Origin of the sequence: Shewanella schlegeliana, assembly GCF_016765635.1 — a bacterium.
GTDB lineage: Bacteria > Pseudomonadota > Gammaproteobacteria > Enterobacterales > Shewanellaceae > Shewanella > Shewanella schlegeliana.
Window position 1 is genome coordinate 284,684 of sequence record NZ_JAESVD010000005.1, and the last position, 13,898, is coordinate 298,581.

Below are 13,898 nucleotides of genomic sequence, written 5' to 3' on the forward strand. Positions count from 1 at the left end.
TAGATTACTATAACTTGTAACCAGTCGCCACAAGATAGACTTCACGAGAGCGTGGTCTCGAAGAATCTGGCTTACGTGTTTTAACGGTTTTAAACGCCTCTTTAACCGCCTTCATGTATTCATCAAAACCCTCCCCCTGAAAGACTTTGACTGCAAAGCTACCATTAGGTGCCAACACTTGATGACACATATCTAACGCAAGCTCCACTAAATACATAGCGCGAGGCTGATCGACCCCACCTGAACCACTCATGTTTGGCGCCATATCGGATAATACAACATCAACCTTGGCATCGCCTACACGCGTGAGTAATGCGTCTAGCACTTTCTCTTCACGGAAATCCCCCTGTAGGAAATCAACACCAACAATCGGGTCCATCGGTAGGATATCACAAGCAATAACTTTACCACTGTCTCCTGCCAATTTAACGGCAATTTGAGACCAACCACCCGGCGCGGCACCTAAATCGACAACCGTCATTCCCGGACGAATGAGTTTATCTTTTTCTTGGATCTCTTCAATCTTAAAGGCCGCACGCGACCTTAAACCACGCTTTTGCGATAGTTTGACATAGTGATCGTCGAAATGTTCCTGCATCCAGCGAGATGAACTAGCTGTTCGTTTTTTTCCTGACATTTAAAATCCGCAACAAAATTGAGAGTTACACAAAGAGTATATAAGGGTAGAATAGCGGGTTTTCAACAGTAACTCAGCATAAAGTTGGTATAAATGAACTTAACAACCAAACAAAAACAGCACTTAAAAGGCTTAGCGCACAGTCTCAAGCCTGTAGTGATGCTTGGTGGCAACGGCCTGACTGAAGGAGTACTGGCTGAAATTGATAATGCACTTTCTCATCATGAATTGATTAAAGTGAAAGTAGCCTCTGGTGACAGAGAGCTTAAAAACGCTATCGTAGACGCCATTGTACGTGAAACTCAAGCTGAAAAAGTACAGCTTATCGGTCACGTCTTAGTACTGTTCCGTCAGTCTGAAGAAATGAAAATTGCTGTGCCTAAGGCAAAGTAATTAGCAAAGGCTTCTTTAAGAAGCCGTTGCAAGATAAATAAAAAGAGCCGCTGTATTAACAGCGGCTCTTTTTTTGTCCAAGTTTTATCCATTTGATAAAACGCTAGGGAGCATCGCTAATAGGTTCGACCTTGTAATGTTCAGCACTTACCTTTAAGTATTCAGGTAAGCAAGTACCTACAGATACCGATGAGATTGTTCCAATCATAATGCCGAGAAACATGGCAATGGAAAATCCCTGCAACGGGGCGCCGCCCATTATCCATAACGCAGCAACGGTAAACAGGGTTGTACCACTGGTGACCATGGTGCGTGAAAAAGTGGCTTGCACCGCACTACTACAGACCTCATCAATCGCCATCTTAGGCTTGGCGATTAGAACCTCTCTCACCCTATCGGCAATCACGATAGAGTCATTTAGGGAGTAGCCTAAAATTGCCAGTACCGCAGCCAGAATCGTTAAATTAAACTCCATCTGAGTTAACGAGAAGAAAGCCAACACGAAGATGACATCATGAAACAGTGCCAATAAGGCTCCACTGGCAAGACGCCACTCAAAGCGAAAACTCAGATAAGCCAGAATACATATCATTGCCGCAAGCAACGCCAAGCCGCCCTGCTCAGCTAGCTCTTGACCAATTTGTGGTCCAACAATACTAGAGTTAAGCACTTCAACATTATCAGTCAACGGTGCCAATACCGTTTTGATATCCTCTGCCCCAGCATTATCTACTTTGGCATAACGCAAAATCCAGCGACCAGGCTCACCCGCGGAAATAACGCTAACCTCCTGCTCAGAGGTTTTTGCTAATAACTCACTGATTTGTTCGGCCTTAATATTGGGATCAAGTTTGACTTCAGTAACAATGCCACCAGTGAAATCTAAGCCCCAATTGAAACCATTGACTAAAATAATGCCGATAGATGACAGCATAATCAGCACAGAGAAGATACTTGAAAGGTAACGTGCCTTAGTCAACTTACTTAATTTACTCATATTTTTAAGTTCCATATTACACCTTCACATTACGACTAAAGTTACGACCATATGCCCAGTTAACTAATGCTCTGGATGCAAATATTCCGGTAAACATACTGGTTAACAAACCTAATCCTAGGGTTAATGCAAAGCCTTGAATGGGCCCGTTACCGATAGCGTAAAGCACGACGGCTGTTATCATGGTGGTGAAGTTAGCATCGACAATGGTTGAAAAGGCACTATCAAAGCCCCTATCGATAGCATGAGCAAAGCTTCTCCCTTCCTTTAACTTGTCCTTAATCCTCTCAAATATTAATACGTTAGTATCGACTGCCATGCCGACGGTCAACACGAGTCCGGCAATCCCCGGCAGAGTTAATACTGCACCAGGGATTAATGCCATTAAGCCAAAAATAAGGATCATGTTGGCTATAAGTGCCACGTTTGCTATCCAGCCTAATCGGCGGTACCAAAGCCCCATAAACAGCAAAGTCACTGCCATACCTAAAGCAAGTGCTGAAAAACCATTGGTGATATTCTCCTCGCCGAGGCTCGGACCGATAGTACGCTCCTCAACGATAGTCACAGGCGCAGTCATCGACCCTGCACGCAGCAATAGCGCTAACTGCTGTGCCGCGGCGTATTCCCCTACGCCAGTAATACTAAAGCGGTCACCAAGTTGTGCTTGTATTGTCGCAACACTGATCACCTCGGTGGTTTGTCTTATCTGGCCTCTGTCGTCACGGCTATACTCGCTGTATGAGGTCGCCATGGGCTTACCAATATTGTCACGAGAAAAGTCTGACATCATGGCGCCGCCTTCCCTATCTAAGTGAATAACCACTTCCGGCAAGCCCATCTCTCCAAGAGACGCTCTCGCATCGACAATATGCTCACCGCCTAGTACCGCACGTCTAGCGACATAGATAGGTTGGCCCTGCTCATCTTTGAGAACTTTGGCGTTAACAGAGCCCTGCTGCTTAACTTGATAAAAAGCGAGGCTTGCTGTAGCGCCGATCACCGATTTTGCGGCCGCAGGATCTTGTACGCCTGGGAGCTCAATGCGAATGCGGTGCTCACCTTGACGCTGAACCACGGCCTCACTGATCCCAAGCTGTTCAATACGGCTACGCATGATCTGTAAGTTTTGCTTCACAGTTAGATCGCGAATATTAATTTTTTCAGCTTCAGATAGCCCAACATTCAAAGAGTGCTCACCGGAATTAGTCATTTGCCAATTAGGATACTGAGTATTAATAAACTCTCTTATCGTCGCTCTTTGAGTTAGGTCTGTTGTTGCAATATTCACATGACCGTCAGCCTGTTCCTGAATCGTGACCCCATATAGCGATTGTTCTCGCACATATTGTCTAACGGACTCAATGAAGGTATTAGAGTGCAGCTTATAGACGGGATCTATTTCAACATCGAGTAGAAACTGCACTCCGCCTCGCAGATCCAGCCCCAGTTTAATGGGTGAAAAACCAAGTGACAGTAGCCAGTTCGGCGCAGCTGGTGCGAGAGTAAGGGTTAACTTTGAAGGATCTTCTACTTGGCTGACAAGTAGTGTCTTGAGCTTGCTCTGTTGTGAATTGTCATCAAGCACAATCAAGGTTTGGCCTGACGCTTGATCGATACGCTTAACCTTGACACCTTGGGACACCAATAGCTGATGCAGCTCCAAGGGATTGATTTTTAGCCCGGCCTCATCACTAACCTGTACCGCAGCATCCTCACCAAAGAATGTAGGTAACGCGCTGAATAACATAATGGTGATAGTGACGATTAACAGCACATATTTCCATGCACTGTAATGATTTAAGATTGTTGGACTCTTGTTTTCTCTCATGATTTTTTTGCTCTTTATATTGCCTAAGAACGCGATAACAACTTGCCAATAGTCCGGGTTATTAACCTGTAAAGATGGACTCGCGCGCAAGTAACATCGCGGTAATCGCTATCGAGAAATTCTGCTTTTAGTGACCTGTCAGGTCATGCTTAAAACAGCAAATAGTTCTTACCAATGCAGTCCTAACCCATAAAAATGAGCGGATAAACACACGGATAGGCAGGAAACTTAGGCTTCTTGCTACTGCACAGAGGCAAAAATATTCTCGATAGGTAAGCCAAAACGGCTTATCGAACTTAGCTAATGAAGCGAGCTTGAGAGAAGCGATAGAGAAGATTGGACTCTTTCCAAGCGGAGAGTCGATGGGTGGAACTTGGGATATGTAACAACCAATCAAGAGCGGGAGTAAACTCCACTCGGTAACCAACCGTTAAAGAAGGGACGGATGGCGATATAAATTCAAACGCAAGTAGGTAATCGGGGCGAGTCTGCTGTGGATCATGCTGTGAAAAGCTAACGAAACGTGATGAAACAAGCGGTGCATATTCAGAGTCATTACCCTGCTTCTTCTCCGCGTGGTTATCCTTTAGCGTAACTGAGTTGACATCTGATGGGCTTAACACAGATAAAATATTATTGGCCAGAGCCAAGTTAGAAGCTTGCAGCGCAATCGCTTGCTCTTTTAATTGCGATGGTTCGTTAGAGTGCTTAGGCGCTGAAACTTCAGCTTGCTGTAGGTTTTGCTCAGACGCACTTGCAGGCACAGGTGTGAGAAATAATCCCCCTATGAACAACAAGATAAATCCAAACCGCACCAATAACTGCAATTAACACCCTAATTATATGTCTTATTTACCGCTAACATAGTAAACACAGTTAGCAGAAGACACAAACCTTTTATCCTAATTAAACCAATAATAAAGCCGCTAAAAAGCGGCTTTATTCAACTCTCTCATTTTAAAGTTATCTGTTAGATATATTCAACTTTAATGATTTCAAAATCGTTAGTGCCACCTGGCGTTACGATAGAGATCTCGTCATCTAAGTTCTTGCCGATAAGCCCACGGGCAATCGGAGAGCTTACAGACAGAAGGTTTTCTTTAATATTCGCTTCGTCTTCACCTACGATGCGATAAGTCACCTCTTCATCAGTATCGACATTCAAAATGGTAACGGTAGAGCCAAAGATAACACGGCCGTTATTATCCATCGTAGTCACGTCGATGATCTGTGCGTGTGACAACTTACCTTCGATATCTCTAACGCGAGCCTCGCACAAGCCTTGCTCTTCACGAGCGGCGTGATATTCAGCGTTTTCTTTTAGATCGCCTAGTTCACGTGCTTCACCAATTGCTTCAGCAATTTTTGGGCGACGCTCAAATTTAAGATGATCTAATTCTTTACGCAGTCGTTCAGCACCGACAACTGTCATTGGAACCGTACTCATAAGCTTCTTTCGTCTCCTTTAAAACAAAAGCATGCCCCACTGAGCCTAACTGTCAGTGAGATAAATAATCTGGTGGAATTGCGCTATTGTAAACGCTGAGGGCAAACGATGCACCCTAATCTATCTGTTGCGCTCGATAACCTATCTTTTGTGTTCAAAATATAAGTCAAGCTGGCGATATAAACGAGGAATACTGCAATTACGATATCGCGGCAGCTAGACTAGAGCTTACTCAACCTTAGCTAGAGTTACTAGCCGCTACAGATAAATTTTTATTAACCCGCTTCTCGCCTGCAATAAAAAAGGCCGCGATAAGCGGCCTTTTAATTGCAAGCTTAACTTACTTAGTAATGCGCTTATGTAGCTCTTGTACTGAAGTCACGTTCGAGCGGTCATCCGCCGAGTGTGCCATACAAGTTGCAAATGCAGCATTTAACGTGGTTGTGTAGTTCACCTTGTAACGCAGTGCACCACGGCGAAGTTGACGCGAGTCTTCAATCGCCTTACGGCCTTCTGTCGTGTTAACTATGTAGGTGTATTCACCGTTCTTGATGCGGTCAAGAATGTGTGGACGACCTTCATGTACCTTGTTCACTAGACGTGGGTTAATACCCGCTTCGCCTAAGATCACTGCGGTACCGTGCGTTGCATCGATTTGATAACCAAGTTCAATTAGCTGCGCCGCCAAATCTGCTACACGAGCCTTATCGCTGTTACGAACAGACAATAGTGCGCGGCCAGACTTAGGTACTTCTGATGTCGCACCTAACTGCGCTTTAGCATAGGCTTCGGCAAATGTATCACCCACGCCCATCACTTCGCCTGTTGAGCGCATTTCAGGGCCAAGTAGAGGGTCAACACCTGGGAACTTGTTAAATGGCAATACCACTTCTTTTACAGAGAAGAATGGCGGAATCACTTCCTTGGTAAAGTTCTGTGACTTAAGGCTTTGGCCGGCCATCACTCGCGCAGCAATCTTGGCTAATGGCACGCCAGTTGCTTTCGATACGAATGGTACGGTACGCGCTGCTCGAGGGTTAACTTCAATCATATAGATCTCGTTATCCTTCACTGCAAACTGTACGTTCATCAAACCGATTACGCCAAGTTCCATTGCCAGCTTACCGACCTGCTCACGCATGCGGTCTTGAATCTCTTGACTCAAGCTATATGGAGGTAGTGAACAACCAGAGTCACCAGAGTGAACACCCGCCTGCTCGATATGCTCCATGATTGAGCCAATCACAACCGTTTCGCCATCACATACTGCATCGATATCGATTTCAATCGCGTTGTCTAGGAAACAGTCCAGTAACACTGGAGATGCGTTTGAGACACTTACCGCTTCATTAAAGTAGCGACGTAAGTCTTGCTCGTCATATACGATTTCCATTGCGCGGCCACCAAGTACATAAGATGGACGAACAACTAGCGGATAACCGATACGCTCTGCAGAAATCACAGCACCTTCAACAGTGGTTACTGTATCGTTTTCTGGCTGCTTCATGCCTAAACGTTCAATCGCTTGCTGGAAACGCTCACGGTCTTCAGCGCGGTCGATTGCATCTGGGCTTGTACCAATAATCGGTACGCCAGCCGCTTCTAGGTCACGTGCAAGCTTAAGCGGTGTTTGGCCACCGTACTGTACGATAACGCCCTTTGGCTTCTCGATACGTACAATTTCAAGCACGTCTTCAAATGTCACAGATTCGAAGTACAAACGATCTGATGTGTCGTAGTCGGTTGAAACTGTTTCAGGGTTACAGTTAACCATGATGGTCTCATAACCGTCTTCACGTAGCGCTAGCGCCGCATGTACACAGCAGTAATCAAACTCAATACCTTGACCAATACGGTTTGGACCGCCACCTAATACCATAATCTTGTCACGGTTCGATGGATTCGCTTCACACTCTTCTTCATAAGTAGAGTACATGTAAGCGGTGTCAGTTGAGAACTCAGCCGCACAGGTATCAACACGCTTGTAAACTGGATGAATTTCAAAGCGAGTACGCAGTTTGCGCACTTCCGATTCGCTCACACCAGCAAGAGCCGCAAGACGAGAGTCGGCAAAACCTTTACGCTTAAGCTTGCGTAGCAAGTCTTCGTTCAAACCTGCAAGACCGGCTTCAGCTACGTCAGTTTCAGACTTTAGCAGATCTTCAAGCTGTACAAGGAACCATGGGTCAATATTCGTTAGGCCAAAGATATCTTCGACAGAAAGACCTGCACGGAATGCATCGGCGATGTACCAAATACGCTCTGCGCCTGGCTCTTTTAGCTCATGACGAATGCGAGTTAGCGCTTCGCTGTCAGCTAGGTCGATATGTGGACATAAGCCATTCTTACCCACTTCAAGACCACGTAGTGCTTTTTGCAATGACTCTTGGAACGTACGGCCAATCGCCATCACTTCGCCCACAGACTTCATCTGTGTCGTTAGGCGATCGTTTGCACCAGCAAACTTTTCGAAGTTAAAGCGTGGAACCTTAGTCACAACGTAATCAATTGCAGGCTCAAATGATGCTGGAGTTGCACCGCCAGTGATATCGTTACTTAGCTCATCAAGTGTAAAGCCAACTGCTAGCTTAGCGGCGATCTTAGCAATCGGGAAACCGGTTGCTTTAGATGCAAGTGCAGATGAGCGCGATACACGAGGGTTCATCTCGATGATAACCATACGGCCATCTTTCGGGTTGATACCAAACTGTACGTTTGAGCCACCAGTTTCAACACCAATTTCGCGCAGAACAGCTAGCGATGCATTACGCATCAACTGGTATTCTTTATCAGTTAGGGTTTGCGCCGGTGCGACAGTGATTGAGTCACCGGTGTGCACGCCCATTGGGTCGAAGTTTTCGATTGAACAGACGATAATACAGTTGTCGTTGCGGTCACGAACCACTTCCATCTCGTACTCTTTCCAACCAATCAAAGATTCGTCGATAAGCAGTTCATTAGTTGGTGACAACTCAAGACCTTGAGAACAGATATCCTCAAACTCTTCTTTGTTATAGGCGATACCGCCGCCGCTACCACCCATAGTGAATGATGGACGGATAATACATGGGAAGCCAACTTGGTCTAATACGCCGTAAGCTTCTTCCATGGTATGTGCGATACCCGCACGCGGACACTCAAGGCCAATCGACTTCATCGCTTTATCGAAACGGCTACGGTCTTCCGCTTTGTCGATTGCATCGGCTGTTGCGCCAATCATATCAACATTGAACTCTTTTAGTACGCCACGGCTTTCAAGCTCTAGTGCACAGTTAAGTGCAGTCTGGCCGCCCATAGTTGGCAAAATTGCGTCAGGACGCTCTTTAGCAATAATGTTACGTACCACTTCCCAGTGAATTGGTTCGATGTATGTTGCATCGGCCATCTCTGGGTCAGTCATAATAGTTGCAGGGTTAGAGTTAACTAGAATAACTCGGTAGCCTTCTTCGCGTAGGGCTTTACAGGCTTGAGCGCCTGAGTAGTCAAACTCACAGGCTTGACCAATAACAATTGGTCCAGCACCTAGGATAAGAATACTCTTTATATCTGTACGTTTTGGCATTGCTTAAATCTTCTCCCGGTGAATTTACTACTTGGCGTTTTTACGGTACAACTCAATCAAATCAATAAAGTGATTGAATAATGGCGCAGCATCGTGTGGTCCAGGGCTCGCCTCTGGGTGGCCTTGGAAACTAAATGCTGGCTTATCAGTAAGGTGAATACCTTGCAAAGAGCCATCAAATAGTGACTTATGCGTCACTTTAATGTTGGCTGGTAGTGTGGTTTCATCGGCAGCAAAACCGTGGTTTTGGCTGGTGATCATCACATTACCTTGCTCAATATTGCTCACTGGGTGGTTAGCACCATGGTGACCAAACTTCATTTTCAGTGTTTTAGCACCTGAAGCTAACGCTAATAGCTGGTGACCCAAACAGATACCGAAAACAGGAATGTCTGTTTTTAAGATCTCTTGGATTGCAGCAATCGCGTAATCACATGGCTCTGGGTCGCCAGGACCGTTCGATAGGAAAACCCCATCTGGGTTCATCGCTAGCACTTCGGCTGCAGGAGTTTGTGCAGGTACCACAGTCACATCACAACCGCGGTCAACCAACATACGTAGGATGTTGCGCTTAACACCATAGTCGTAGGCTACCACTTTATACTTAAGCTCAGCTTCAGGGGTGTCAGATGGCAAACCGCCAACTAAACGCCAGCTGCCGCTGCGCCATGAGTACGTTTCGTTTGTTGTAACTTCTTTGGCTAAATCCATGCCTTTAAGACCAGGGAAGGCTTTAGCTGCAGCTAGCGCTTTAGCTTCATCTAAATCACCCACCATGATACAACCGGCTTGAGCACCTTTTTCACGTAGGATACGAGTTAATTTACGGGTATCGATATCAGCAATGCCAACAACGTTGTGAGCGATCAAATAATCGCTTAAAGATTGCTGATTACGAAAGTTACTTGCGATTAGCGGCAAGTCTCGAATGATAAGGCCACATGCATGAACAGAATCAGATTCTGTATCTTCTTCATTGGTACCAGTATTACCAATATGTGGATAAGTGAGGGTTACCATTTGACGTGAATATGATGGATCAGTCAAAATTTCTTGGTAACCAGTCATTGAAGTGTTAAAAACGACTTCACCAACAGACATCCCTTCAGCACCGATTGCAGTGCCAGAAAAAATGGTTCCATCTTCAAGTACGAGTAAGGCAGACTTTGTCAACGCGACCTCCGGAAAGAGCCAAATCATTGAAATTGATTGTTTTTTGTATGTTTTTAAAATACCAACTTTCGCTATAATGCGAAATTTTGACAAATTCCGCCGATTTTATATGTAAAATAACAACCTGTCCATAGCTCAAATAAATATTTTGTCAAAAAAATTTTATTGCAAAAAAAAACCGCTAATAGCGGTTTTAAATAATTATGCTTTCAAGCCCAAGACTTGCTGCATATCGTAGAGCCCTGCATCTTGCTCAACGAGCCAAGTTGCGGCGCGCATCGCACCATTGGCAAAGGTCATTCGGCTTGATGCTTTATGGGTGATCTCTAAACGCTCGCCGATATCGGCAAATAGCGCAGTGTGTTCACCAACGATATCGCCTGCACGCACAGTCGCAAAGCCTATGGTTTCTCTGTCACGCTCACCGGTAATGCCTTCGCGGCCATAAACAGCACACTTTTCAAGGTCACGGCCTAAGGTTTCGGCGATCACTTCACCCATCTTAAGCGCCGTGCCTGACGGCGCGTCTTTCTTATATCTATGGTGGCCTTCGATGATCTCAATATCGCAGTAATTCCCCATCACCTCTGCAGCCACTTCAAGTAGCTTCCACATCAGGTTTACGCCGACGGCCATATTGGGTGCCATTACAATCGGAATTTGATCAGCATAGGCTAAAACTTGCTCTTTCTGAGCATGATTGAACCCGGTCGTGCCGATAACGATTGCCTTACCGTTTCTTGCACACCAATCGGTATGCACCACACTGGCTTCAGGAGAGGTAAAATCGATAAGTACATCGAAATCGTCCACCGCTTTATCCAATGAGTCAGTAATAGCCACGTTCATCGAGCCGACACCAGCAAGCTCGCCCGCATCAACGCCCATTAGGGTCGAACCTGCACGCTCAATCGCTGCGCCTAGCAAAATAGCGTCATTTTGCTTTGCCGCTTCAATAAGAGTACGTCCCATACGACCACTGCCGCCGGTGATTGCCACTCTTACTCGTTCAGTCATCTCAGTTACTCCCTACATATGTCAAAAAAAAGCCTAAGTATTAACTTAGGCTTATTGTCCAACTTAGATAATATCTAATAATTCAACTTCGAATACCAAAGTTGAATATGGTGGGATCGCTGCACCTGCGCCGCGCTCACCATAAGCTAGGTGCTGTGGTACGAACAGTCTCCACTTAGAACCTGTAGGCATAAGCTGTAGTGCTTCAGTCCAGCCAGCGATAACGCCTGAAACTGGGAATTCAGCTGGTTCACCACGAGCTACTGAGCTATCGAATACATCACCAGAGATGAAAGTACCGTGATAGTGAGTACGTACAGTAGAGTCGTAACCTGGCTTCTCACCATTACCTTCAGTAATGATTTCGTACTGTAGACCTGAGTCTAAAGTCACAACGCCTTCACGTGCACCGTTATCAGCAAGGTACTTATCACCCTCTTCAGATGCAGCAGCCGCAGCAGCTTCTTGAACTTTCTGGATACGCTGACTGATTTCAGTGAATGCAATTTGCATATCTTGCATAGATACAACACTTTCTTTACCTTCGAAAGCGTCAGATAGACCCAATTGAACAGCAGAAATATCGATACCTTCAAACGAGTTAGCAGCTAGTTGCTCACCTAGTTGACGACCAACACCGTAGCTTGCTTGCGCTTCAATTGTACTGAACTTCTCAGACATAATGATTGTACTCTCAATGATTCAAATGAATTTTCGCGCGCAACTTTATCATAATTTCTGTGATATTGCCCTAAAAACCGTAGCTATTTTGGTCTTTGACAACTATTTTTCACACTCAATTTATTCGCTTGATATAAAGGTTGGGCTTTTGCCTGCATCTGTTGCAGTTGAGCGATACGCTCTCCATGGGATGGATGGGTAGAGAGCAGTTCTGGTCCTTGCTCCCCGCCCGCTTTTGACATGTTCTTCCAAAGTTCAACGCTTTGCGCGGGGTCAAAACCCGCTTTTGCCATCAGCTCAACACCGATCACATCGGCTTCTGACTCTTGGTCCCGTCCGTAAGGTAATATGTAGCCCACCTGCACACCGAGCCCAAGTGCTGCCATGTACAGCTCTTTATCAGCGATACCGCCAACACCGAGAGCCAAATCGGCGAGTTGCATACCCGCACCTGTCATCTGCGCCCGAGAAACTTGCTCGTTACTGTGGTTTGCCAGTACGTGAGCCACCTCATGACCAATGACTGTTGCGAGCTGGTCGGCACTTATCGCCACATCAAGCAAGCCGGTATACACGCCAATATGCCCCCCTGGTAAAGCAAAGGCGTTCACTTGATCTGACTCAAATACCACGACTTCCCAAGGTAAGCTTTGATCGGGTAGAGCTTGGGTCACTCTATCTGCAACACAATTAACGTACGCGTTTACCGCTTTGTCCTGACTAATTTTCTCCTGCTGCTTTATTTGAGCAAATGAGGAGTCACCAAGTTGTGACATCTCTTGAGAAGAAAAGAGCAAGGTTTGACCACGACCAGTGGGTGATTGGTGTGTTGCGCAGCCCGTTAAAAACAGCGCAGCGCCAAGCAGTATTAGTATTCCTTTCATAGTGCTAAATTCCCTATTAGGTGTAGAAAGTACAGCCAATAAAAAGCCCCGCAATCGCGAGGCTTAAATTATATACTGGATGAATCCAGTTTTAGCTATTTAGATCTTGAAAAAACTTCTTCACGCCATCGAAGAAACCTTCAGCCTTTGGGCTATGTTTCTTTGACTGACCTGTTAAGGTCTCTTCAAATTCACGAAGTAACTCTTTTTGGCGCTCGTTAAGGTTAACTGGCGTTTCCATCACAACCTTACATAGCAAGTCACCTACCGCATGGCTGCGTACCGACTTAACGCCTTTACCACGCATGCGGAACATACGACCTGTTTGCGTTTCAGCTGGGATCTTAAGGTTAACCTTGCCATCAAGTGTTGGTACTTCAATCTCGCCACCTAAAGCAGCCTTGCTAAATGAGATTGGTACTTCACAGTAGAGGTTGTTGCCATCACGCTGGAAAATAGCATGTTCACGAACACTTACCTGTACATATAAGTCACCTGGTGGTGCACCGAATTCGCCCGCTTCACCTTCGCCAGATAGACGAATGCGATCGCCAGTGTCGACACCGGCAGGGATCTTAACTGACAGTGTCTTGCTCTTCTCAACGCGGCCTTCACCATGACACTTGTTACAAGGATCTTTAATGATCTTGCCGCGGCCATGACAAGTAGGACAGGCTTGCTGTACTGCGAAGAAACCTTGGCGCATCTGCACTTGGCCTTGGCCATGACAGGTACCACAGGTGGTTGGTGAAGAGCCTTTCTTAGCACCGCTACCGTCACATGCGTCACAGGCAGCCAATGTTGGAATACGTAGCTCTTTAGTCAGGCCGCGAACAGCCTCTTCTAGAGATAGCTCTAGGTTGTAACGCAGATCGCTACCGCGTGCTGCTTGGCGCTGACCACCGCGGCGTCCACCGCCGAAGATATCACCAAACACATCGCCAAATACGTCGCCAAAATCGGCTCCGCCACCGAAACCACCGCCACCGCGGTTAGGATCGACACCTGCATGACCAAACTGATCATAGGCTGCTTTTTTATCGCCGTCGGTTAGGATCTCGTAAGCTTCTTTAGCTTCCTTAAAGCTGGCTTCAGCCTCTTTATCACCCGGGTTACGATCTGGGTGAAATTTCATAGCTAAACGCTTGTAAGCTTTCTTAATTTCGCGTTCGCTGGCATCACGTCCGACACCTAATATTTCGTAATAATCACGCTTTGACATAGTTTTAATACTTTCTTTGCTAAAGTTGCACAAACGGGCGTTAGAGTTTCCTCG

At 46.0% G+C, this 13,898-nt stretch carries 12 protein-coding genes; 1 reads left to right on the top strand and 11 read right to left on the bottom strand.

Annotated elements, in window-relative coordinates:
* Nucleotides 1–7: 7 nt before the first annotated feature.
* The gene (rlmE, locus tag JMA39_RS10670) at nt 8–637 is read right to left on the bottom strand and encodes a 23S rRNA (uridine(2552)-2'-O)-methyltransferase RlmE (RefSeq protein ID WP_202721861.1); all 630 of its coding nucleotides are present in this window, start codon (nt 635–637) and stop codon (nt 8–10) included.
* Nucleotides 638–730: 93 nt separating this feature from the next.
* Between rlmE and yhbY the strand changes: the two genes are divergently transcribed.
* On the top strand, nt 731–1,030 hold the full coding sequence (yhbY, locus tag JMA39_RS10675; protein WP_202721862.1) for a ribosome assembly RNA-binding protein YhbY: 300 nt from the start codon (nt 731–733) through the stop codon (nt 1,028–1,030).
* A gap of 103 nt (nt 1,031–1,133) precedes the next feature.
* Here the strand turns inward: yhbY and secF are convergent, their stop codons facing one another.
* The 10 genes from secF to dnaJ all read right to left on the bottom strand — a co-directional run bounded on the left by secF (nt 1,134) and on the right by dnaJ (nt 13,844).
* A complete protein-coding gene (gene secF, locus JMA39_RS10680) occupies nt 1,134–2,042 on the bottom strand; it encodes a protein translocase subunit SecF (RefSeq protein WP_202721863.1) in 909 nt (302 codons plus the stop codon).
* A 1-nt stretch (nt 2,043) separates the two neighbouring features.
* Nucleotides 2,044–3,858 (bottom strand): protein translocase subunit SecD, encoded by a 1,815-nt coding sequence (gene secD, locus JMA39_RS10685; protein WP_202721864.1) that lies wholly within the window; start codon nt 3,856–3,858, stop codon nt 2,044–2,046.
* 296 nt (nt 3,859–4,154) lie between these two features.
* Nucleotides 4,155–4,655, bottom strand: a complete 501-nt coding sequence (locus JMA39_RS10690; RefSeq protein ID WP_237732770.1) for a hypothetical protein — start codon at nt 4,653–4,655, stop codon at nt 4,155–4,157.
* A 173-nt stretch (nt 4,656–4,828) separates the two neighbouring features.
* Nucleotides 4,829–5,305: a transcription elongation factor GreA gene (gene greA / locus JMA39_RS10695; RefSeq protein WP_202721866.1), complete on the bottom strand. Its 477-nt coding sequence runs from the start codon at nt 5,303–5,305 to the stop codon at nt 4,829–4,831.
* Between the two features lie 340 nt (nt 5,306–5,645).
* Nucleotides 5,646–8,867, bottom strand: coding sequence for a carbamoyl-phosphate synthase large subunit (carB, locus tag JMA39_RS10700; RefSeq protein WP_202721867.1), 3,222 nt, complete (start codon nt 8,865–8,867; stop codon nt 5,646–5,648).
* 27 nt (nt 8,868–8,894) lie between these two features.
* Nucleotides 8,895–10,067: a glutamine-hydrolyzing carbamoyl-phosphate synthase small subunit gene (carA, locus tag JMA39_RS10705; RefSeq protein ID WP_202721868.1), complete on the bottom strand. Its 1,173-nt coding sequence runs from the start codon at nt 10,065–10,067 to the stop codon at nt 8,895–8,897.
* 174 nt (nt 10,068–10,241) lie between these two features.
* Nucleotides 10,242–11,057 carry a 4-hydroxy-tetrahydrodipicolinate reductase gene (gene dapB / locus JMA39_RS10710; RefSeq protein ID WP_202721869.1) on the bottom strand — a complete coding sequence of 272 codons (816 nt, stop codon included), beginning with the start codon at nt 11,055–11,057 and terminating at the stop codon, nt 10,242–10,244.
* 63 nt (nt 11,058–11,120) lie between these two features.
* The gene (locus tag JMA39_RS10715; protein WP_202721870.1) at nt 11,121–11,738 is read right to left on the bottom strand and encodes an FKBP-type peptidyl-prolyl cis-trans isomerase; all 618 of its coding nucleotides are present in this window, start codon (nt 11,736–11,738) and stop codon (nt 11,121–11,123) included.
* An 83-nt stretch (nt 11,739–11,821) separates the two neighbouring features.
* Nucleotides 11,822–12,622 carry a M48 family metallopeptidase gene (locus JMA39_RS10720; RefSeq protein ID WP_202721871.1) on the bottom strand — a complete coding sequence of 267 codons (801 nt, stop codon included), beginning with the start codon at nt 12,620–12,622 and terminating at the stop codon, nt 11,822–11,824.
* Nucleotides 12,623–12,713: 91 nt separating this feature from the next.
* On the bottom strand, nt 12,714–13,844 hold the full coding sequence (dnaJ, locus tag JMA39_RS10725) for a molecular chaperone DnaJ (protein ID WP_202721872.1): 1,131 nt from the start codon (nt 13,842–13,844) through the stop codon (nt 12,714–12,716).
* Nucleotides 13,845–13,898 lie beyond the last annotated feature (54 nt).